Source organism: Pseudomonas sp. Pme6b (assembly GCF_058129925.1).
Window position 1 is genome coordinate 5599399 of sequence record NZ_CM176704.1, and the last position, 23569, is coordinate 5622967.

13 protein-coding genes and 1 pseudogene are annotated in these 23569 nt (G+C 56.7%); 12 read left to right on the forward strand and 2 right to left on the reverse strand.

Going from position 1 to position 23569, the window contains the following annotated elements; genetic code table 11:
* Positions 1-50 precede the first annotated feature (50 nt).
* The 5 genes and pseudogenes from AC4ANE_RS25575 (at position 51) to msrA (ending at position 7978) form a co-directional block, all read left to right on the forward strand.
* Positions 51-1493 (forward strand): TldD/PmbA family protein, encoded by a 1443-nt coding sequence (locus AC4ANE_RS25575; protein ID WP_031597326.1) that lies wholly within the window; start codon positions 51-53, stop codon positions 1491-1493.
* Positions 1493-2818 carry a TldD/PmbA family protein gene (locus AC4ANE_RS25580; protein ID WP_044423878.1) on the forward strand — a complete coding sequence of 442 codons (1326 nt, stop codon included), beginning with the start codon at positions 1493-1495 and terminating at the stop codon, positions 2816-2818. Before AC4ANE_RS25575 ends, AC4ANE_RS25580 begins: the two co-directional genes overlap by 1 nt.
* A 9-nt stretch (positions 2819-2827) precedes the next feature.
* Positions 2828-4239: pseudogene (gene mdtD / locus AC4ANE_RS25585) on the forward strand (multidrug transporter subunit MdtD).
* Between the two features lie 250 nt (positions 4240-4489).
* The gene (locus AC4ANE_RS25590; protein ID WP_031597329.1) at positions 4490-7183 is read left to right on the forward strand and encodes a sensor domain-containing phosphodiesterase; all 2694 of its coding nucleotides are present in this window, start codon (positions 4490-4492) and stop codon (positions 7181-7183) included.
* Positions 7184-7330: 147 nt separating this feature from the next.
* Positions 7331-7978 carry a peptide-methionine (S)-S-oxide reductase MsrA gene (msrA, locus tag AC4ANE_RS25595; protein ID WP_002555651.1) on the forward strand — a complete coding sequence of 216 codons (648 nt, stop codon included), beginning with the start codon at positions 7331-7333 and terminating at the stop codon, positions 7976-7978.
* Positions 7979-8221: 243 nt separating this feature from the next.
* Here the strand turns inward: msrA and AC4ANE_RS25600 are convergent, their stop codons facing one another.
* Positions 8222-9058 (reverse strand): 23S rRNA (adenine(2030)-N(6))-methyltransferase RlmJ, encoded by an 837-nt coding sequence (locus AC4ANE_RS25600; protein WP_002555652.1) that lies wholly within the window; start codon positions 9056-9058, stop codon positions 8222-8224.
* A gap of 380 nt (positions 9059-9438) precedes the next feature.
* Here AC4ANE_RS25600 and AC4ANE_RS25605 point away from each other — a divergent pair, with 380 nt between their 5' ends.
* Complete coding sequence (locus tag AC4ANE_RS25605; RefSeq protein WP_004654874.1) at positions 9439-9669, forward strand: DUF6124 family protein; 231 nt, start codon at positions 9439-9441, stop codon at positions 9667-9669.
* A gap of 123 nt (positions 9670-9792) precedes the next feature.
* On the forward strand, positions 9793-10059 hold the full coding sequence (locus AC4ANE_RS25610; protein WP_002555654.1) for a hypothetical protein: 267 nt from the start codon (positions 9793-9795) through the stop codon (positions 10057-10059).
* 279 nt (positions 10060-10338) lie between these two features.
* Here AC4ANE_RS25610 and gbcB read toward each other — a convergent pair whose 3' ends face one another.
* Positions 10339-11439: a glycine betaine monooxygenase reductase subunit gene (gene gbcB / locus AC4ANE_RS25615; RefSeq protein WP_002555657.1), complete on the reverse strand. Its 1101-nt coding sequence runs from the start codon at positions 11437-11439 to the stop codon at positions 10339-10341.
* 309 nt (positions 11440-11748) lie between these two features.
* Here gbcB and gbca point away from each other — a divergent pair, with 309 nt between their 5' ends.
* The 5 genes from gbca to AC4ANE_RS25640 all read left to right on the forward strand — a co-directional run bounded on the left by gbca (position 11749) and on the right by AC4ANE_RS25640 (position 23568).
* Positions 11749-13047, forward strand: coding sequence for a glycine betaine monooxygenase oxygenase subunit (gbca, locus tag AC4ANE_RS25620; RefSeq protein ID WP_002555658.1), 1299 nt, complete (start codon positions 11749-11751; stop codon positions 13045-13047).
* Between the two features lie 203 nt (positions 13048-13250).
* Positions 13251-15671 (forward strand): fibronectin type III domain-containing protein, encoded by a 2421-nt coding sequence (locus tag AC4ANE_RS25625; protein ID WP_031597332.1) that lies wholly within the window; start codon positions 13251-13253, stop codon positions 15669-15671.
* A gap of 785 nt (positions 15672-16456) precedes the next feature.
* Positions 16457-21574, forward strand: a complete 5118-nt coding sequence (locus AC4ANE_RS25630) for a PI-PLC X phosphodiestherase-like domain protein (protein ID WP_223227217.1) — start codon at positions 16457-16459, stop codon at positions 21572-21574.
* Positions 21575-21607: 33 nt separating this feature from the next.
* Complete coding sequence (locus AC4ANE_RS25635) at positions 21608-22336, forward strand: PI-PLC domain-containing protein (protein ID WP_460408597.1); 729 nt, start codon at positions 21608-21610, stop codon at positions 22334-22336.
* Positions 22333-23568 (forward strand): PI-PLC domain-containing protein, encoded by a 1236-nt coding sequence (locus tag AC4ANE_RS25640; protein ID WP_460408598.1) that lies wholly within the window; start codon positions 22333-22335, stop codon positions 23566-23568. The genes AC4ANE_RS25635 and AC4ANE_RS25640 overlap by 4 nt, the downstream gene beginning before the upstream one ends.
* Position 23569 lies beyond the last annotated feature (1 nt).

The window sequence follows — 23569 nt, forward strand, 5'->3', positions numbered from 1 at the left end:
AAAAGGCCGCCCGGACTTCACTGACCACCCTCAAGAAGGAGCTTGTCTGCATGTTCGATTTCTCCGCCCGGCTCAAGCAGCATTTCGCTGCTCTGCAGAGTGAAGCGCAATTTTTTTCCGTACGTTACGTGCACCGCACCGGCCAACGCCTGTGCGTGCGCAAGAATGTGGCCGAGCCGCCGTCGCTGAGCAGCGACGAGGGCGCAATGCTGACCGTGCGCCTGAACGGTGTTGAAGCCTACGCCGCCACCAACGACATTTCCCTTCGGGGTTTGCAAGCCGCCTTGCAGCAGGCCGAAGCGCTGGCACGTCGCTTGGCACCGCATGCGTTACTGAACCTGAGCGATCAAGCTGTCTCGACTGCCAAGGCTGACTATCTGTCGCCGCACATGGATCAAGCCTTCCCGCCACTGAGCGACTGCATCGGCCTGCTGATGGCCGAGTCCAGCGCCGTCCCGAAAGACGAACGGCTGGTCAACTGGCAGGCCGTACTGGGGCTGGAAACGGTTGAGCAGATTTACCTGAACACCGCGGGCGCAGAGCTTCGTCAGGCGCAACGCTTCATTTTCCCCGGCATGAGCGTGACAGCCTACGACGGTCGTGACAGCCAGACCCGCACGCTGGGTGGCCATAACTTCGGCCAGCAGGGCGGCATCGAAGTGCTGAGCAGTTGCGGCCTGATCGGCTCTGCGGCCAACGTCGCCGATGAGGCCTTGCAGCTTATCCTCGCACCCAACACACCGTCAGGCCCACGCGACCTGCTGCTGATGCCGGATCAGATGGTTCTGCAGATTCACGAGTCCATCGGCCATCCTCTGGAACTGGACCGGATTCTTGGCGACGAGCGTAATTACGCAGGCACCAGCTTCGTCAAGACGACTGATTTCGGCACGTTGCAATATGGCTCCAGCCTGTTGAACGTGACGTTCGACCCGGACATTCCTGAACAGCTGGCCAGCTATGCGCACGACGACGATGGCACGGCCGCCAGCAAACAGTTCCTGATTCGTGACGGCCTGTTGCAACGCCCGCTCGGCGGCGCACTGTCGCAATACCGCAGCGGCCTGGACGGGGTTGCCAACAGCCGCGCCTGCGGCTGGAACCGTGCGCCCATCGATCGCATGGCCAACCTGAACATCGAACCGGGCGACCAGTCACTGGACGGCCTGATCGGTAACATCGAGCACGGCATCCTGATGTCGAGCAATCGCTCCTGGTCCATCGACGACGCGCGCAACAAGTTCCAGTTCGGCTGCGAATGGGGCCAATTGATTGAAAACGGTGAACTCAAGGGCGTTGTGAAGAACCCCAACTATCGGGCGATTTCTGCTCAGTTCTGGAAAAACCTCAGCGCAGTCGGTGACGCCAGTACCTTCAAAGTGCTGGGCACGCCCAACTGCGGCAAGGGCGAACCCAATCAGGTGATCCGTGTAGGCCATGCCTCTCCGGCGTGTGTATTTGCCAATGTCGATGTGTTTGGAGGGGATGCCTGATGTCGCACCAACAGCAATTCGAGGCGCTGGTCGCCGTGCTCAAGGCTGCCATCAGCCCGACGGAACACTTCACCCTGGCCTACGACGCCGAAGCGTCCGACTTCATTCGTTTCAACCACGGCCAGGTTCGGCAGGCCGGGAGCGTGCAGCAGGTCATTGCGACCTTCAAACTGATCGACGACGGGCGTCATGCCAACCTGGAAGTGACCTTGTCCGGGGATCAGGAGACCGATACTCGGCGCCTTTCCAATGCCTTGCAGCAGTTGCGCGAAACCCTGCCTTCGCTGGCGAAAGACCCGTATCTGTTGCCTAACACGCAGGCCTGGCAAAGCAGCAATGTGCAGGACTTACCGCTGCCGGACAGCGCGCAGGTAGTCGAGCAGATCAGCCAACTGTCAGGCGACCTCGATCTGGTGGGTTTTTACGCGGCTGGTCCGCTGTATCGGGGTTTCGCCAGTTCGTGGGGCGCGCTGGGCTGGCATCAGGCCAACAGCTTCAATTTCGACTGGAGCCTGTTTCATGAAAACGGCCAGGCGGTGAAAGCCAATTACGCAGGTCACGACTGGAACAACGAAGCGTTCGCGCAACGCTTTCAGCAGGCCCGTGAACAGCTCGAATTTCTCGGCCGCCCACTGCACACCCTCAAGCCCGGTCAATACCGTGCCTATCTGGCTCCGGCGGCGCTGGACGAAGTCATTGGCATGCTCAGCTGGGGCGGGTTTTCCGCGCAAGCGGTGGCCAGCAAGCGCAGCCCGTTGCAAAGGCTGTATGACGGCGAGACTCATTTCAGCCCGCTGATCAGCTTCGACGAGCAAGTCAGTGGCTCGCTCTCGCCAGCCTTCTCACGCGAAGGCTACCCGCGCAAGGATCTGAAGCTGATCGTCAACGGGCAGGCCCGCGAGCGACTGGTGGACTCGAGCAGCGCCGCTGAGTACGACCTGCCTGCCAACGGCGCGGATTATGGCGAGGGTCCAAGCGCGTTGAGCATTGCCGGTGGCTCGCTGGAGCTGGACCAGATCCTTGAAAAGCTCGGCACAGGCCTTTACATCAGCAACCTGTGGTACCTGAACTTTTCGGATCGCGCTGCCGCACGTCTGACCGGGATGACACGTTTCGCAACATTCTGGGTCGAAGACGGCAAGATCGTCGCACCGGTCAGCACCATGCGTTTCGATGACAGCGCCTACAGCCTGTTGGGTAGCGCACTGGAGGACCTGACTCGCGAGCGGGAACTGATTCTTCAATCGAGTACCTACACTCAGCGCCAGACGGGGTCGATTCAACTGCCCGGCGCTCTGATAAGCCGACTCACCCTAACCTTGTAGCAGGAGCTTATGTCGAACTCAGCAGCGCCAATCATGGATGAAAAGACCCTGCGCTGGATGCCCTGGGTCATCGCCATTGCGTTCTTCATGCAAAGCCTGGACGGCACGATCCTCAACACCGCCCTGCCGTCCATGGCCAGCTCGCTGGCGCAAGACCCCCTGCGCATGCAGTCGGTGGTTATCGCCTACATGCTGACCATCGCACTGCTGATCCCGGCCTCGGGCTGGATTGCCGATCGGTTCGGGATCAAGCGCATCTTCTTCAGCGCCATTCTGCTGTTCAGCTTCGGCTCGTTGCTGCGTGCGCTGTCCTGGTCACTCAACGTGCTGGTGGCGGCGCGGGTGATTCAGGAGCTGGGTGGCGCGCTGATGCTGCCCATCGGACGCCTGATCGTCTTACGTGCGTATCCTCGGTCGGAGCTGGTACGGATCATGGGCTTTATCACCGTGCCCGGTCTTTTGGGACCGTTGCTGGGGCCGACGCTTGGCGGCTGGATGGTCGAGTACCTGAGCTGGCACTGGATTTTCCTGCTCAATATTCCAGTCGGGATTCTCGGCTGCTACGCCGTCAAACACTTCTCCCCGACCTTCCCGGAGGCGGTCGAACGCGTTTTGACGGCATCGGGTTTATCCTGTTTGGCGCGGCAATGGTGCTGATCACCATTGCCCTCGAGGGGCTGGGCGAGCTGAACCTGCCACATATGCGCGTGGTGCTTCTGCTGTTTGCCGGGATGGGCTGCCTGGCGGCCTACTGGCTGCGCGCCGGGCACATCGAATCGCCGTTGTTCGCCCCTTCGCTGTTTCGCACCCGGACATTTGCCGTCGGTATTCTGGGCAATCTGTTCGCCCGTTTGGGCAGCGGAGCCTTGCCTTTCCTGATCCCATTGCTGCTGCAAGTGGCACTGGGGTATTCGCCTTCCGAGGCGGGCATGAGCATGTTGCCGCTGGCAGCTGCAGGAATGTTCGCCAAGACGGTAGCGCGCTGGCTGATCGAGCATATGGGCTATCGCCTCATTCTGACCGGTAACACATTGCTGCTGGGCATCCTGCTGGCAAGCCTGGCACTGGTCGATGTGCAGACGCCTTACTGGGTTCTGCTGGTGCATCTGGGCCTGCTCGGTGCGGTCAACTCCTTGCAGTTCACCGCGATGAATACCGTCACCCTGATCGATCTGGACGATGCCAGCGCGGCAAGCGGCAACAGCCTGCTCTCGGTGGTGGCACAACTTTCGCTGAGCCTTGGGGTTGCAAGCGCTGCGGCCTTGTTGGGCGGTTTCAGCGAAGAAGTGGCCACCGGCGAGCTGAGCAGCGTGCTGGAGGCTTTCCAGCTGACGTTCCTGAGCGTCGGAGTTCTGGCCATGTTTGCCGCCGGGATTTTCCTGCAATTACCAGCGAAGGAGGCCAGGGTAGCGACGACTTGATTGACAACCCTTCCGGACAGGAGCAAACCTGTATGGCGAAATCCCCTTTAAAACAGGAACTTTGCCCGAAAAACGAGCAGTTTCAAGTATCCGACCAGATACATTGAAGAACCTGGGCAATCGGCCGACACTTTTATAGCACTAAGCCACTGTGGTCTCTTGTAAGCACGAGCCGCATCATGCAACCTTGCCATACGCGAAAGTGGGGTTTACGCCCGTCGCGACTAGTATTCCGGAAGCGAGTTTGTTCATGAAAAGCCAAACCGATGCTGCCGGTAGATCCGCAGCCGAGGTAGTGACGCAATTGCCAGTGCCTTCGCGCCTGGGCATGCTGCGTTTCGAGCGGCTGAATGAAGCCAATTGGGCGCTATTGTTTCTCGATCCGAATTGCGAAAAGCAGTTCGGCCTGCCCGCCGTCGACCTTTGCGCCTTGATTGGATCCCCTTATGCCAGCCTCATGGAGCCGCAAGCACGCTATCAACTGCATGACGACATCCAGCAGCAACTGGCTTCTTCTCCGAATTACCTGATTCGCTACACCCTGCACAGCCCCAAGGGCGCGCTTGGCTTGCTGGAAATCGGCGAAGCCTACAAGCAGCACAATCGTCATCTGCTGCGTGGTTATTTTCTGATCGTCGATGGCCTTGTCACAGAAAGCGAGACCGCCACTGACTCCGATCTCGAAACCCGTAACCTGCGCCTGCAGATTGCCCTTGAACTCAACCAGCGCGCCCAGCGTGACCAGTTTGCCCATCTGGAACGCGTGCGTGCCCAGCAGGACCTGATCCTGCGCCTGACCCGACATCGTTACACCACAGCCAATACCCTGCTGGAAGCGGCAAAGCTGATCACCAAGAGTGCCTGCGACATTTATGACGTCGATCATGTCAGTATCTGGAACCTCATCGACAAGCGTCTGGAACCGATCACCGACTATCGTCGGGAAAGCGGCGACTATCAGTCGCGTACGCCGATTGATATCAGCGCCTACCCCACCTATCTCCAAGCGCTCAATACCAGCAGGGCGATTGACGCCAGCAATATCCAGACCGACCCGCGCACCCGCGAAATGGCCGAAAGCCTGAACCCTGGAGAAGACAAGGCGGTCCTCGATGCGAGTATTCGTATCGATGGCCAGGTCATTGGCGTGCTCTGCCTGGAACAGTCCGGCTCGACACGCGAGTGGCAGTCCGACGAAATCGCCTTCGCCGGGGAGCTGGCCGACCAGTTCGCTCAGGTCATCAACAACCATAACCGTCGAGCCGCGACCAATGCGCTGCACCTGTTCCAGCGTGCGGTCGAACAGAGCGCCAACGCCTTTCTGCTGGTCAACTGCAACGGCGTGGTCGAATACGTCAACCCAAGCTTCACGGCGATCACGCAGTACAGTTCCGATGAAGTCTCCGGGCACAAGCTCTCTGAACTGCCTGCGCTGGAAAACCTCAACCAGTTGCTGCTGGAAGCCAACTCCAGCCTGACCAACAGCAACAGCTGGCAGGGCGAGTTCAAAAGTCGACGCAAGAACCTCGAACCCTACTGGGGCCAGCTGTCGATTTCCAAGGTGTATGGCGATAATCGCGAGCTGACGCACTACATCGGCATCTATGAAGACATCACTCAGAGCAAGCTGGCCCAGCAGCGTATCGAGCGCCTGGCCTACACTGACAACCTGACCAATCTGGGCAACCGTCCGGCCTTCATCCGCAACCTGGACGAACGCTTTGTCCGTGACACCGACACGCCGATGAGCCTGTTGCTGGTCGACATCGACAACTTCAAGCGCATCAACGACAGTCTTGGCCACCAGACCGGCGACAAACTGCTGATCAGTCTGGCGCGCCGTCTGCGTAACACCTTGAGCCCGTCCGACGTGCTGGCGCGCTTTGCCAGTAACGAATTCGCCGTTCTGCTCGACAACACGGATCAGGAAGCCGGACAGGCCACCGCCAGTCAGGTACTGGCCACGCTGGACAAGCCGATGTTCGTCGATAATCAGCTGATCAGCGTTACCGGCTCGGTGGGCCTTGCTTGCGCGCCGCTGCACGGCCGTGACCCGCAGACCTTAATGAAAAACGCCGGCCTGGCCCTGCATAAGGCCAAAGCCAACGGCAAGCACCAGGTTCAGGTGTTTACCGAAGCCTTGAATGCCGAGGCCAGCTACAAGCTGTTTGTGGAAAACAACCTGCGCCGCGCCCTGACCCAGAACGAGCTGGAGGTGTTCTACCAGCCCAAGCTGTGCCTGCTGACCGGTCGTCTGCTGGGCATGGAAGCGCTGCTGCGCTGGAATCATCCTGAAAAAGGCATGATCCGCCCCGATCAGTTCATCAGCGTGGCGGAAGAAACCGGCCTGATCATCCCCATCGGCAAGTGGGTCGCTCGCCAGTCCTGCCGCATGAGCAAGGACCTCACCGCCGCTGGTTTCGGCAATTTGCAGGTGGCGATCAACGTGTCACCCAAGCAGTTTTCCGACCCCGAGCTGGTGTCATCGATTGCCGCTATCCTCAGAGAAGAAGAGCTGGATCCTTCGCTGCTGGAACTGGAACTGACCGAAGGCCTGCTGCTGGAAGCCACCGAAGACACGCGCCAGCAGCTGGACTCGCTGAAGAAGCTTGGCCTGTCGTTGGCCATGGATGACTTCGGCACCGGTTACTCGTCATTCAGCTACCTGAAGAAATTCCCCATTGATGTGATCAAGATCGATCGCAGCTTCATCCGCGATATTCCGGATGATGAAGACGACATGGAAATCACCTCTGCGGTCATCGCGATGGCCCACAACCTCAAGCTCAAAGTGGTCGCCGAAGGCATTGAAACCGCTGCACAGTTGACGTTCCTGCGCCGTCATCGTTGCGATGTGGGCCAGGGCTATCTGTTCGACAAGCCTATCCCCGGCGAAGAGCTGATCGAGAAACTGAAGCGCTACCCGCGTCGTCCGTCCGCCTGACAACCTTCCCTGCACCCTGCTCTCTCGGGCACACTGTCAGGCTGTTATTACACGGCAGCACTTGTTTGTGCGTGTAACGGGACCTATGTAACTCTGCTCATCTGTCCTGGCCCCTGCTGCCTGTCTCTAAACGAGAGGATATGGTTCATGACTCTGCGCTCGGAAATTCTAGTGAACAAAAACGTACTGCCCACCGCCGAACAGGCACTGCCGGGTCGTGAAACGCCTATGGCGCTTCCGGAAACTCATTTCGTCAACGGCAACCCGCTGCTGGGACCGTTTTCGAGCAATGTGGAATTCGCCATCTTCGGCCTGGGTTGCTTCTGGGGCGCAGAACGCCGCCTGTGGCAACAGAACGGTGTGGTGAGCACTGTCGTGGGGTATGCGGGCGGATTTACCCCGAACCCGACTTACGAAGAAGTCTGCTCCGGTCTGACTGGCCAAACTGAAGTGGTGCTGGTTGTCTACGAGCCCGAGAAAATCAGCTACAAGTCGTTGCTCAAGGTGTTCTGGGAAGCGCACAACCCGACCCAGGGTATGCGTCAGGGTAACGACATCGGTACTCAGTACCGCTCGGTGATCTACTGCACCACTCCCGAACAGCTCGACGCCGCCAAGGCCAGCGCTGCGGAGTTCCAGGCGGAACTGAGCAAGGCCGGGCTAGGCGCAATTACCACTGAAATCGAAGAAGCCCCGACGGTCTACTTTGCCGAGGCCTACCACCAGCAATACCTGGCCAAGAACCCTCAGGGCTATTGCGGCCTGGGTGGTACCGGAGTTTGTCTGCCAGCTTGAACTGGCTGACTAGCTGAAAAAAGGGGCTGAAGCGTTGGTAGCTGGATAGGGCTAGCCCCCGTGGGAGCGAGCTTGCTCGCGAAGGCAATAGTTCAAACGCCCCTTTTTCGAGGACTGCACTGGCCCTTTCGCGAGCAAGCTCGCTCCCACAAAAGCTCATTCATTGCTGCGCTTGGGAATACAAGAGCTATCTCCTGAACCTCTCGCACCCTTCGGGCTTCAGAGTGGTCACGGCTGGCTCAATTACTCGGCGATCAACCAGTCCATCTTCCAGCCGCCCTGGGTCTGGCCCAGTTTGTCTGCCAGATAAGGCATCAGCTCACGCAATTCTTCTTCCAGACCCCACGGCGGGTTGGCGATGGCCAGGCCTGAACCGTTGAGGCTGGCCGGGGTGTCCAGCGGGTGGACGAACAGCTCGACGCGCAGCAATTTGGGTGCGCCAGTCTCGGCCAGGTCCTGATAAAAACGCCGCAGCAGGCGCGGGTCCTTGATCGGGTACCAGATAGCAGCCACCGTCTGACGCATGCGTCCGATGGTTTCCTTGAGCGCTACAGCGCAGCGTTTCATTTCATCGAGCTGCTCGAATGGCGGGTCGATGAGCATCACGGCACGCTTCTCAGCCACCGGCAGCAAGGCGCGTGGCACATGCCAGCCTTCCCCCAGATGCACTGCCACGCGGCGATCGCCCTTCATGTTTTCCTTGAGCAGACGCCCATCTTCGGGGTGCTTCTCGTTGAGCAGCACACGCTCGCGCTCGCGAGTCAGGCGGCGGGCCAGCTCCGGCGAGCCGGGGTAGTAGCGCAGCTCGCCGTCGGGGTTCATGTCGTGCAGCACTTGCAAGTAATCGGAGGCCAACGCGGGCAAGTCCGGTGCATCCCAAAGACGGCCGATGCCTTCCAGCCACTCTCCGGTGCGGGTGGCCTGATCGCCCTTGAGGTCGTATAACCCCAACCCCGCGTGGGTGTCGAGATAGGCGAACGGCTGCTCCTTGCGCGCCATGAGGGCGATCAAGCGAGTCAGAGTCAGGTGTTTGAACACGTCGGCGTGGTTGCCGGCATGGTAGGCGTGACGGTAATTCATGGCAGCTCCTGGCAAGCTGCGCAGTTTAGCAAACCTGAGCAATGAACAAGAATTTGTAACGAATTTGCGGGACTCGTCTCTTTCGTTTGAAGGAAATTTCCGAGAAACTCCCGCCCCCTTGTGCCTGCCGATTTCGATCACTACTCTGCGCCCGTCGCTGCATATTCAGCGATGAGGATTAGTAGCCCTCGTTAAATCCAGGCGCATTGCGCCACCTTGTGCAGGTGCCCTTTCACGGCCTGCATTTTTTATGGTGGTCGTGCGTGGGGCATCTTCGGATGCACCGGGGTTCCTGGACCGGGCTACTACCTGCGCATGATCACCACCCTCGCTTAGTAGCCGACGGTGATGGTCTTCTAAAACTCCAGGAGATACATCACATGCTAAAAATCGTCCCCGACCCACCCCTCTTCAACGCCCGCCCCAAAGTCAGCCATGAAGATGCGCTGATGTATGCCAGCGACCTGCTGCGCTGTGCAGCAACCAGCGCTTACGAGTTCAGCGACAGCATGACCGGCGCGCAAAGAGATATGACGCTCACGATCATGCACCTGGTGGAAATGGCAAAGGTCATGGTCGACAACACAATAGAAAACCTGCAAATCGAATAAGCGCGACCTGAACTGAAAACGACGTACCTGTAGTCAATCCTGCCATGCGCGACGCACAGGACTTGCCCTTGGCAGCCTGCCCTACCAGAATCGGAAAAAAGCCCGATCAAAGGAACAGAAGCCATGATGCACGCAGATTTGATTGACCAGGAAGACCTGCTCGGCCAACTCAGAGCCCTGGGCTTCGAAGCACCCGGCGGCGCAACCGCTGAACAAGCCTGCGCGCAAGCCGTTTGCGGCCTGAACGCCGAACGCGCTACAGCCCTGCGACGTCTGGTAGAGCAACTCCTGACCGGCAGCGCCACCCTCCTCCCCGCGGTACGCCAGGCCATCGACCAGCAACTGCTGCCAGCGCTGGCGGCTTATAAGCAGAGTCATAGTGGAACGTAACCGATAGGTGCCCTAAAGAACGCCTATCGTACCCACGCTGGAGCGTGCGGAAGGATGACACCAACTATCGTGCGACGCTCCGCGTCGCATGCCGTTCTGGACGCTCCGCGTCCGGTCTTGAACCTGCAGCGCGGCGTAGATTTGTGACGCAGAGCGTCACCCACGGCATTCCCACGCTGGAGCATGAGGAACGATAGTCGTCAGAGAGATCACTATCGTGCCCATGCTCCGCGTGGGTATGCCGTTCCGGACGCTCCGCGTTACACAGTTTCGGCGTGCTCAATACTCAATCCGCACATCCCCCTTCGGAACGCTGCAGCAGGACAGAATGTAACCCTCTGCAACATCCTCGTCGGTGATGCCGCCGTTGTGTTCCATTTCCACTTCGCCGCTCAGCTTCATAACCTTGCAGGTGCCGCAAATGCCCATACCACAGGCTTTGGGGATCATCAGGCCGAGTTTGGCGGCAGCGGCGTGAACAGTTTCGCCCGGGGCCACGCGAATGCTCTTGCCGGTGTCGGTGAATTCCACCTGATGCAGGTCGGCGGCGTCGACATCCGGCGCGTCGGCGGCGATTTCGGCCTGCTCGACGGCGTCTGCCCTGGCCTCGGGCGGCGTCGCACCGAACGACTCTTCATGGTATTGCGCCATGTTGAAGCCGTTTTCCAACAGCAGTCGCTTGACCGCCGCCATGTAAGGCGTCGGCCCGCAGCAGAACACCTCGCGGTCCATGAAGTCCGGGGCCATCAGTTCAAGCATTTTCTGGTTCAGGTAGCCGCGATAACCGGCCCACGGCTCACCCAGCCCATGCTTTTCGCAGACAAGATGCAGGCTGAAGTTATCGATCCGCGAGGCCATGTGTTCCAGCTCGCGGTGATAGATAATGTCCTTGGGCGAGCGGGCGCTGTGCACAAACACCATGTCGACATTGGCGTTGGTGTCATAGAACCAGCGCGCCATGGACATCACCGGCGTGATGCCGACGCCACCGCTAAGGTAGAGAATCTTCGGGTTGGGGAAATCGATGGCATTGAACAGCCCGACCGGCCCGTGCACGGCCAATTCCTGACCCTCACTGAGCGTGTCATGCAGGTAGTTGGAGACCTTGCCACCCGGTACGCGTTTGACGGTGATCGAAAAGCTGTAGGGCACCGACGGCGAGCTGGAGATGGTGTAAGAGCGCATGATCGGCAGGCCGTCGATCTCCAGCTCCAGGGTCACGAACTGGCCCGGCTTGAAGAAGAACATGATCGGCTGGTCGGCCATGAAGCAGAACGTGCGCACATCCCAGGTTTCCTGGATGACTTTGACGACACGTACCTGGTGGCGACCGTTGGCCCATGTCTGGGTCGTGACCGGGCTCAGGAAACTTTGCGACATACTCGATCTCCACGGCCGACTGTCGGCCTCTCATGCTGCGGATTCTGCGTAACGCGCGAGGCGGCCATTTACCTATCAACGACATTCACGTACTTACCGCGACCAGCCCCGTGCAACAAGGCCTGTCGCGTCGGGAACGGATGCGGCCATGTCGCCTATGGATAAGGTTCACTCAGCGCCCGGCTCCACACTCGCCATCAAGGGTCATGAGCATGATTGACTGATCTATCGTCATGCGTGCAACGCGATCACACCCGTATCAGCCACATTCGCAGGCCGCCCATGCCGCGGTCATGAGGGATTTAATCGATGGACGTCACCGCAACCTTGAGCCTGGGCGATCCGCTGGAACCTGCACGCAAGGCCACTGCCGAGATGCTGCAGAATCGCGAGCGCACCTACTCGCTGCCGCAGCCTTTTTACAGTGATGACCGACTGTTTGAAATCGACATGCAGGAAATCTTTCACAAGGAGTGGCTGATTGCCGGGATGACGTGCGAGATCCCGACCAAGGGCAATTACCTGACGCTGCAGATCGGCAAGAACCCGATCCTGGTGGTGCGTGGTCCGGACGGCGCAGTCAACGCGTTCCACAACGTATGCCGCCATCGCGGCTCGCGCCTGTGCACTGCCGAGAAAGGAAAAGTCGCCAAACTGGTTTGCCACTATCACCAGTGGACCTACGAGCTGGATGGCCGCCTGCTGTATGCGGGCACTGAAATGGGCGACGACTTCGACATGAAGCAGTTCGGCCTCAAGCCGGTGCACGTCAAGACCGCAGGCGGTTACATTTTCATCAGCCTGGCGGAGAACCCGCCTGCCATCGACGAGTTCCTGTCGACGCTGCGGCACTACATGGAACCCTATGATATGGAGAACACCAAGGTGGCGGTGCAAACCACCTTGATGGAAAAGGCCAACTGGAAGCTGGTGCTGGAGAACAACCGCGAGTGCTATCACTGCGGTGGCTCGCACCCTGAGCTGCTCAAAACCCTGCTGGAATGGGACGATGTCACAGACCCGCGCGCCGATCAGGCCTTCAAGGATCACGTGGCCGCATCTGCTGCTGCGTGGGACGCCGAGAAAATCCCCTACGCCCACGCCAGTTTCGGCCTGCGTAACCGTATCGTGCGCATGCCGCTGCTCAAAGGCACGGTGTCGATGACCCTGGACGGCAAGGTCGGCTGCAAAAAGCTGATGGGCCGCATCCAGAACCCGGACCTGGGCTCGATGCGTATTCTGCATTTGCCGCACTCCTGGAACCACTGCATGGGCGATCACATCATCGTATTCACGGTGTGGCCGATAAGTGCACAGGAAACCATGGTCACCACCAAGTGGATTGTCCACAAGGATGCAGTCGAAGGCGTTGACTATGACGTGGAACGCATGCGCCAGGTCTGGGATGCCACCAATGATCAGGACCGCCGTCTTGCCGAAGAAAACCAGCGCGGCATTAACTCTACCGCCTATCAACCCGGGCCTTATTCGAAAACTTATGAGTTCGGCGTGGTCAACTTCGTCGACTGGTACAGCTCGCGTATGCTGGAAAACCTCGGGGCAGAGCCAGCACCCTATCTGAAGGGCGTGGCGGTGAATCACGAGTAGAGGGCACACCTGCCCTTGGCAATACTGAGTACGGCTCACTCTTCAGCGAGGTGAGCCTGCTCAAACGATCGTCGACTGACGAATTTCCCGTTTCCCCCGCACAACAACTCCTCCGCCGATACCGTCATTTCTGACAGTTACCTGAAAACCCCTCTCGTGATCAACTCTCGTGGAAGTCAATCCAACGGAAGGAGACACGGACTATGCTCAACCCAAAAATCATTGATCAATATAAAAACAAAACAACCGATGCCGCCTCGGCCATGCCGGATATAAGGGGCAAAAATATTCTCATGGGGTTCTGGCATAACTGGCCTTCCGAACCCGATCAAGGTTACCAGCAAGGCCTCTTCAAAGAGATGGCGCTGACCGACATACCCGAAGCGTATAACGTTGTGGCAGTGGCCTTTATGAAAGGTGCCGGCATTCCCACCTTCAAACCTTATAACCTGAGTGATGATGCGTTTCGCGCTCAGGTGGCAGCACTGAATGCACAAGGCCGTGCAGTGCTGATTTCTCTTGGCGGGGCTGACGCGCATATTGAGTTGCATGCCGGTCAGGAAGATGCACTGGCCTATGAAATTATTCGTCTGGTTGAAACCTATGGCTTTGACGGCCTGGATATCGACCTTGAACAAGCTGCTATTACCTTTGCCGATAACCAGACCGTATTACCCGCTGCGTTGAGGATGGTGCGCGAGTATTACGAGACAGAAGGGAAGCACTTCATCATCAGCATGGCCCCGGAATTTCCTTACCTTAGAGTCAGCAAAAAACTTCCTTTATTGAAAGAAATCACTACGTACTTTCCGTTTCTAAAAGACGTCGTGACGTTCCTGGAATCGTTGAGAAGCGGCGGCGCTTACCTGGCCTACATCAACGCTCTGGAAGACATCTATGACTTTATTGCGCCCCAGTACTACAACCAGGGCGGCGATGGCTTATGGGTCGATGAAGCCAATAATGGCAGCGGCCTGTGGGTCACTCAAAACAACGATGCTCACAAGAAAGATTTTCTCTACTACCTGACTGATAGCCTGATCCACGGTACACGTGGCTTCACAACAATTCCCGCCGATAGACTGGCCATTGGCTTACCCACCAATAACGACGCAGCCGCTACCGGTTATGTGGTAAACCCGCAGGATGCTATAGATGCATTGGACGACTTGAGAAAAGCCGGCAATCCGATTCGCGGGCTGATGACCTGGTCAGTCAACTGGGATGCCGGCAAGAACAAAAGCGGCGAGGAGTACAACTGGGAGTTCGTGAACCGCTACGGTTATCTCACCGGAGGCGAAACACCTGTACCGGAAAAACCATCAGTACCTGCTGATCTCAGATCAACCGAAAAAACTGCAACGTCGGTGAAACTGAACTGGTCGCTCTCGGAAGGCCCGCAACCGGTCTTGCAATATGAATTGCGTCGTAACGGTGCGGACTCCTTTCTTGTAGACAACCCTGTTTATAACAATACCGGCCTTCAGCCCGGTACTGCTTACAGTTACCAGGTGCGTGCAATTGATGTCATAGGCAACACATCCGAATTCTCGGCCGCGCTCACCGTGCGTACACAGAGTGAAGGCGGAGGCGATGCAAAACCGACGACACCTGTATTGAGCCTCGCAGACGTCACCCAGAGCAGTGTGTCGCTAACGTGGACACCGTCTACCAGCGATAGCCAAATCGTCAGGTATCAAATTGGCCGCAATGGTTGGCCTTTTCAAACGATCGCAAGCGTAACGACCGCGTATACCGATAGCGACGTCACTGCCGATACTCAGTATGAATACTACGTCGTTGCACAAGATACCGAACTTCAGTGGTCAGAGGTCAGTAATGTATTAAAGGTCAAGACTGCTGGCGAAACACCTGCTCCCGGTAACCCGTCACTGCCTCTCGACTTCAAATCCACCGAACAGACCACAACGTCGGTAACGCTCGACTGGAGCAAGGCGAAAGTTGCTCACGTCCAATATGACCTCTTCAGGGATAATGTTTTTTTACAGCGCGTTGGAAGCGCACCCTTTACTGACACAAGTGTCTTGCACAGCCGTCTTTATGGTTATCAGATCCAGGCAATTGACAGCGTGGGAAACAGCTCTGAGCGCTCTGAAACGCTCTTGGTCACTACAAAGTCCGAGCCCTCTGACGATCGCCCTACGCCACCAGGCAACTTACGCCAGACCGCTGCAACAATGACCAGTGTTTCATTAGAGTGGGACGCGTCTTTCAGTGCACTGGGTGTCGCGTCCTACCGCCTCATAACCTTTGGCGGGGAGACAGTGAGTCTCGACGCCACAACACTCAAGTACACTGTGGAAGGACTAACAGCGGCTAAAACGTATCAGTGTCTTGCCGGCGCGCTCGATACAGAGAAAAACCTGTCTGGCCCAAGCAATGTTGTACAAGCTTCGACCAGCGCAGCGATTCCTGAGTGGAAAACAGCTCAATCCTATTTGGAGGGGGATAAAGTGACGTATGGCGGCGACACCTATATCTGTCTCAATCCTCACACCTCACAAATAGACTGGAAGCCAGGTAGTGCACCAACGTTGTGGGCGCTTTGGGTGGAGCAAGCAGGCGGCAAACTTTATCCCGGTTTGCCGAAAAAATGGCAGTAATCCTCGTGACGTCAGGTACCTGCTGCCATAGCCGATGAGACGGGCTTGAAAATATAGCGACGAAATGACTTATCCACACAGCCTTCAAAGCGTTCATGTGGGTGAGTCGTTGCGCTGACGCAGGAATGTAATGGATAACAATCACTTATCCAGATCACCTTGCAAACATTGCACCTGTACATTTTTTGCTCAAAACCTTGTAGCCCACAGTTTCACTGGGTTTACAGAGGAGCGCGAACACCTTATCCACAGAAGCGCCAACAGACTTTGGGTACAACTTCGTCCGAATCACCCGGCCTGCTGTGGACAATGTATAAAATAGCTGAAAAACCACCCGAATGGACCAACGCTGCACGCAAAACCCTGCTTTGATCATTTTTCATACAAAACCTCCAAAGCCTTTATTTACAAGGCTTGCAGGTAATCACAAACAACTTGCCCACAAGCACGCGCACAGAGATTGTGGGCATACCCAGTGGCTGGCAGATGGCAGTGCGCATTTATCCACAAAAAAATGCAATGAAAATAAAGAGTTAGATTGATCGTTTTTTGAACACCACTCCGAAAGCCACGTTCTAAAAGCCCTTCAGACGTTCACGAACACATTATCCACAGGCGCACGCACAGGGATTGTGTGTAAGTCGTCCTGCAAAGCCGTTATGCACAGACCTGTCAGGTTTGATAGGTACCTCAGCGCTTGCTCCGCGTATAGGATTTATTCAATGCATTGCCAACTCACTGTGAATGGACTCGGGTGTGCCGTGAAAAAATATCAAAGGATTGTAATGTCGGTGGCATTTGCCAGCGGCCTTCTGTTGGCCTGGCTGGTCACTGCGGCCCCTGGCGTGAGCCCTTCTGAATCATCTCCATCGGCCTCGACTGTTCCCGTCCGGGCAGTCGGTGAAGAAGTGAACGCGGGCACTTTCGAGCAGCCACGGCTGGCAGGAGAACCAGCTTTCAAAGGCGCGGTATTCCTCGACCTGACCGAGCAAGGCAACGTGTTCTATACCGCTGTGTTCGACAGCCAGCCTGATCAGGCTGATCCGGCTTTTCCCGATACGCCACGTTCAACCGAATTCTGGACCTACGCCGGCCAGCATTCAGGTCTGGGGCCGGACCTCAAGTCGTTCGATGAGCCTACCCGTGTGGGTGCCCTGCACATGGGCCTGATTGATAACAAAAAGGCTTTGTTAAGCTCGAAAGTGGACGGCACGCCAAGCGCCGAAACACCCTATCCCACCACAGCACAGAGCAATGATTTCTGGGACTTCCTAGGCTTTTTTGATAAATCCGGAACACCTGAAGCCATGAAAACCGATCAGGATCTGGTATGGCCTGGCGTCTTCGTATATTTCGAGCACACCAAAACCGTTTATCTGGCACAGCACACCGGACGCCCAAGTGTTGATGCTTGGCCTGCACCCGGCACAGAGCAAGGCGCTGGGTACTGGAAGTTTGCGGGAACCCTGTCAGGCATAGGGGTCACCCTCCCCAAACCCTGGACCGACATGAGCACGTCGAAGGGCTCTTATTATCGCAACCCGCTGAGCCCGCTACGCAGTCACTACTACGCATCCACATTTATCGGGTTTGCGCCCCTTCTGAATGCAGAGTTCCCCAATGACGCGCAGAGCAATCACAACTGGGACTATCGCGGCGCACATGAAGGCTCATATACAGATCCGAAAGCCTTCGGAGAAAACACGGCGCTCGACAAACTGCATCGCGCCAAACTGCAGGGCAAGTGGGTTTCATTCGCGGCGCACTTCGCGGGGGCAGTTGAACAGCCTTACCCAACCTGGCCTGCCAATACCACTTATTGGGGAGTGCGCAGCATCACCCAGAACGCCGGAACCTGGTGGGACCCCAGAACTGATCTGGACACCGAGACCTGGGTCGGCGCTATCCATTCAGCGCCGCAGAGCCAGGGGAAAGCGCTGTATCGTGCGCTGACATCCTGGACCGCGCCGGCAACCGGTTGGGATTACAGCCAGACCGACGAGTTCCATTCGTTGGGGACTTCTCTCCATGCAGGAACAGTGGCCGACCCCAAGACCCAACAGGAATTTACCTGGCCCGGCGCGGTGCATAAAACGCTGATCGACGGCACTCCCGTTTATTTCGTATCGCTGGCAGAGGGCTTTCCCTCCGAGCAGGACTGGCCGCTGCCAACCACACCAGAAAGCAATGAACACTGGTCATATATTCCGGTGATACAACCGTTAGGCACTTTCGAAGCGCCGAGGCAGTTCGCTGACTACAGCCAGGCAGGTTCGGTCTACGTGGATGGCACTGTTCCAGGCGCGCGCACGTTCTATGTTTCCAATTACGAAGGCTACCCCGCCAACGATCTCGACAGCTTCTCGACTGTAGGCATCGCCGATCCTTACTGGGTCTATGCAGGCAGGCACGCAGGCACATGGAGTGACTTCAAGCCCTTCGATGACTTCACCCGGATCGGCGCACTGCATGAGGCCTCGATCAAGGGTCAGCGTGTAGTACTGCGCTCACTGTTCGACGGCATGCCCTCCGCAACGACGCCCTACCCGAATGATCTCGCCAGTAACACACACTGGGAGTTCGTCACGGTGTTCAAACATGCCGGCACGGCAGACGACCTCAAAGACCGTGATGACACCACATGGCCTGGCGCACTGCACCTGGATGAAGATCAGCACATCATTTTTGCGGCCAGGCAGCAGGCTCAACCGGATGCAGGGGGGTGGATTTATCCGGTGGGCGAAACAAGCGATGATCAGTGGAGCTACGTGACCTCACTCAACGGCGGCACAGCCGAAACGCCGCGCGAACGTAACGACATCAACACGCCCGGCGCAATCTTTGCCGACCAGCTTGGCCTGACGCGTCAAAAACTTTTCCGCTCCAGATTTTCCGGATTTGCTCAGGATGTAGGTGCTGTATATCCCTCAGGCGACGAATCCAACGCGTTCTATGAGTACGCCGGAGAACATGCCGGCACCTTCTCGGACCCAAAACCCTTTACCGATCCTACCTGGCCAGATGCGATACACGTAGCAACCATCGATGGTCAACGGGTGTTTCTCAAATCGAAAATCAGCGGAAAGCCCACTTCGCAAACACCTTACCCGCAACAGCCCGCAAGTACAGACTTCTGGGAGTTCATGTTTACCTCCGATCAGGCTGGCACTTACGCCGACCCCAAATCAATGAGCGGCCAGACCTGGGTTGGCGCTGTTCACGAGTACAGCTCATCAGGCCGGCGCCAGTTTTACATAGCTCAGCAGTCCGGAAACCCGACCGCCGACCATTGGCCTCTCCCGACTGCGGGCGATACAGAGTATTGGAAAGTGATGGGCGTGGTCCGGCACAAAGGCACGTTCGCCGATCCGAAAGACTTCGACGAAATGACCAGCCAGGGGCTGATTCACGCCATTACCGTTGAAGGTCAACACGTCTATTACCGCTCTCTCGCACAGGGCATTCCTCAAGCCAATGACTGGAGTTATCCCGTACCTGGAACCGACAACGAGCACTGGCAGTATTTGGGCACAAACGTTCCCGAGGGTACCTGGGCCGATCCGAAAGGCTCCTCAGGATTTACCTCGCCCGGCAGCATCCACGCGATGCAAGCCAGAGACCGTACTCTGTATCTGCTCTCCAAAGTCGATGGACTGCTTGCCGAGCACGACTGGCCGATTCCTCTGAACGGAGAAAATGATTACTGGACAGTAGTCGGAGAATCCAGGCATTCGGGCGATATCATCAATCCCAAGGATCAGCAGGAAGTGACCTGGACGGGAGCGATTCATATGCGCCAGGTCGAAAACACCAGGCATTATTACCGCTCGAAGATTGCAGGCAATCTAGCTGTCATCGGCATCGATCACCCGCTTCCGCTGCAAGCAGCCGGCAACGCCTGGTGGGAGTTCGTGGGCCAAGCCTCTCATCAAGGCACATTGACTGATCCAGTGCAGGCCGGGGAGATGATCAGGCCAGGCGAGACTGTCCGGGTCATCCACACCACGGACAAGTATTACCAGGCTCGTTTTGCCGGTGTTTTCAGTACCGGGCATCCGCTGCCTGACTCACAGCAAAGCAATGAAGACTGGTTTTATGTGGGTAAAAGTGCGCTTGCAGGCACCTTGCAATCACCCAAGGACGCTTACGAAATCACTTGGCCTGGCGCGATTCACCGCTTTGAAGTTGATGGAAAGGTTTACTTCGCAAGGTCTCTCATCGATGGCGTTCCCGGTCAGGGAGGATGGCACTATCCGACACCGCCTGACAGCAACCAGCAATGGTCTTACCTGGACATGGGTATTCACGCGGGCAGTTGGCTCGATCCGAAACCTGAATCCGATGCAACCTGGCCAGGCGCGCTACACGTGGTGAAAATCCCCACCGGTATTGGCGAAAGTTTTACCCGATGGTTCTTCAGATCGAAAATCTGGGGGCATGTGGCGGATGATCCAGAGGGCTATGGGAACGAAAACAACTTTGATCATGTTGGCTTTTCGATTTACCAAGGCACGCTGAACAGTCCCAAATATTTCGACCAGCCAACCTGGGCGGGTGCCATCCATCTGGACCGGGAAACGCGATTTATGTTTGAAGCCAAAAAATCCGGCGAAATGAACGTTGATGTAGGCGAACGGCCAAAGACCCCCACTGATAACGACTCCTGGCACTTTCTGGGCGTCAGCAGGCACTCCGGAACCGAAAACGATCCCAAGGAGTGGGATGAATACACGTGGCCCGGACGTCTGCATCGCTATGAGTATGATGGCAAAACACTCTACTTCCGTGCACAGATGACAGGGACACCTTCAACACATAACTGGTACTACCCCACAGATGAAAGCAGCACCGAACAGTGGGCCTATTACGGCACGACGTCGCATGCAGGCACTTTTGCCGACCCTCATGTACCTGACGAAGTTACGTGGAGGGGAGCGATTCATCGCGTAGAAAAAGACGGCATACGGCTCTATTTCAAAGCCAGACGCGCTGGAATACCCAACCAGCAGAACTGGGCCTATCCCCCAGACGACAGTAGCACTGAACATTTCCTCTACGTAGCGACCGCAAGACACGACGGCACTATCAGCGATCCCAAGAATGAGAACGAGCCCGTCATACCAGGCGACTATGTAAAAACCACGTACGAGGATGGTGATCATTATTTCATCGCGAAAAACAGCGGTGTTCCTTCATTGAATGACTGGCCAACCCCCGCCGATCAACAGGACAACGAAAACTGGGTTTTCTATGGCATCTCCAGGCACGCCGGCACCGTCGATAACCCTAAAGAGTGGAACGAAGTCAGCTGGCGTGGCGCCGTTCATGTGCGCAATGTCAGCGGAATGCGCTTGTTGTTTAGCGTGAACTCCGACAAGGAGGGTATACCTGAGCAGGACAAATGGAGCCAGCCTCCGAACGCGCCACTTGATGCGGACGAAGAGAAGAAGCCTCCGGCTCTCGTCGAAAAGTCGCCAGCCTGGAAGTTTCTTCAGGTCACGCACCTCACTGGAACACGCGATCAGCCCAAAAGCCTGGCTGACTGGACGCAGAATGGCCTTGTCCATCAGACAACCATCGACTATCAAAGCATGTTGTTCAGGTCGAAGTTCACAGGCAAGAACGACTACCCCAAGGAGCAGCCCGCTAAAGGCGACCCTGTTGCCGACAAGAGCTCTACATGGTGGGAGTTCTTCCGCAAGGGACGAGGTACGTTCGAAGTGCCCAATACCTGGAACGACTACGCCTACCCGGATGATATCTACAGCTACGACTACCACGGCGAACGGTTGTTGTTCCGTGCAGAAAAAGAGGGTCGTCCGTCCGAAGCGGGCCGGTACTTTCCAACCTCGGAATACAGCACGTCAGACTGGACATATCTCTACAAAAATGAAGGTAACTAAGCCGATCCCAAAACATGGAACGAATTTACGCGTGTGGGGGAAATTCATCGTTACGATGAAAATGGCCAAACACGGTTCTTCAAGGCCTTGAAGGAAGGCAGCCCGGCCAGACACAACTGGTATTACCCTGCGGGTGCTGCAGACAACAGTTACTGGACCTATGCTGGCAAGCATGCAGGAACATGGCAGGATCCGAAGGAATGGGACGAACCTACGTACCCCGGCGCCATTCACTCGCTGAATAACATTACTTTTTACCGCTCGAAATTTTCCGGTAACGCAGCCGCGCATTACTGGTATTACCCGACCTCAGAAACAGAAGACGCCCACTGGATCAGGGTCAACAAGGATGCGTATGCAGCGCCGGGCATCAATGACTTCACCAAGACCTTCGATCAGTACACGTGGGTCACTGCGCACAATGCTTATCTGGACGCCATTACTCCACAACTGGAACGCGGTATCAGGGGGTTCATGCTGGATATCCACATGGATGTGGGCGATGACAACGGGCAAAAACGGGTTCGGGTATGCCATCTGCCGGCGATCGGTGCATGCTGGAGGGACGCGCCCTTGTTAAGCGACGTGCTAAGAGAGTTTATTGCCTACATGAAGAAAGATCGAAATGCCGTCATTTCCATGCTTTTCGAATCGACGCTGAGCCCAGCCGAACTGCTCCCGGTGCTGGAAGAAGTGCCGGAAATAGCGGATTACAGCCATGTGGTCCAACGGACAAAGCTGGCCAACGGTTCGGGGAAATGATCGACAGTAACAAACGCCTCGTCATGTTATCGAACGGGTCAGCGGCGCAGAAGTACACGCTGGCCGGCAAACAGGCCGAGGTTCTTTGGCCACCCAACACGCAAGTTGAGAACTCCTACAACCTGGGTATAACTTCGCTGGTTCATGACTGGCAATGCAAAAGACGCTACAGCTACATGGACCTTTCATTGCGCACCCGTGACGGTGGTTTGCCGCGGCTATTCGTTCTTAATCAATTCCATGCCTGGGGCAGTACTACGCTGCATGCAGGAAACATGGACAACAACCTGACCTGGTTGCAGCGCCGGGTGGAAAACTATTGCGGCGAAGCGACCGGTTGGCGCAAACCCAACTACCTGGGCATTGACTTCAACCAGGTGGGTGACGCGCTGCCCTATGCTGCGGCGCTTTCTCAAGGCGGTCTCTATTTCTACGAAGACAACCGGGCCAACCGTGCGGGGGACACCTCCTGCGTATTGCCGGTGAATCAGGGTGGGGGCACCAGCGGCGTTCAATATGACATGAAGCTTGCCTCACGCGGGTGTGAGAACGACGAACTCCGGTCAATGGAACTTGAGGGTGTTCGAGCGGGCACGCGTATAGAACTGTACGACAACCCCGACGCAGATAAGCAGGATGACTTCACACTGATAGACGTCAAGCAATCGATTCCCATGGGCAAAAGGGTGCGAATCGATTCATTCGAGGGCTCGGCCGATACGTTCTACTACTGCAAGGTCGCCTCTCATAATAATGGGCTTGACGGTAAGGTTTCACGAATAAAAGTGCTTAACAAAGCAGACGATAACGACATAAGCGACGCAAGCATTGTGTTCTATGAAGGCAATGGGGCAACACAGAATATTGTCTGCACGGTGCCCTTCAATGCGGACAGACAATTCAAAATGGGCAGTGGCAATAACAGCTATGGCTGCGACAACGATGAAATACGCTCTGCCAAAATACTCAAGGCCGGTAAGGGATCGAGGTTCTCGGTTACCGGCAAGCCGGACGGAAGTTTTGGCCAAGGCCGTACAGGCGTAACGTTCAAACGAGCCATCTTGCTACCCATCACGATTTCGAGTTTCAACCGCAGTTACGAAAACGCGGATGTAAAAGTCGAGGTCAGTAATGGCGGTGGTCTGGACGGGAGCATTTCCTATGCCTACTTCCAGCCTCTCTCCGAGCAGAAAGGCAAACCGCCCATCAAAGAGGGCAGCACCAGACCATAGC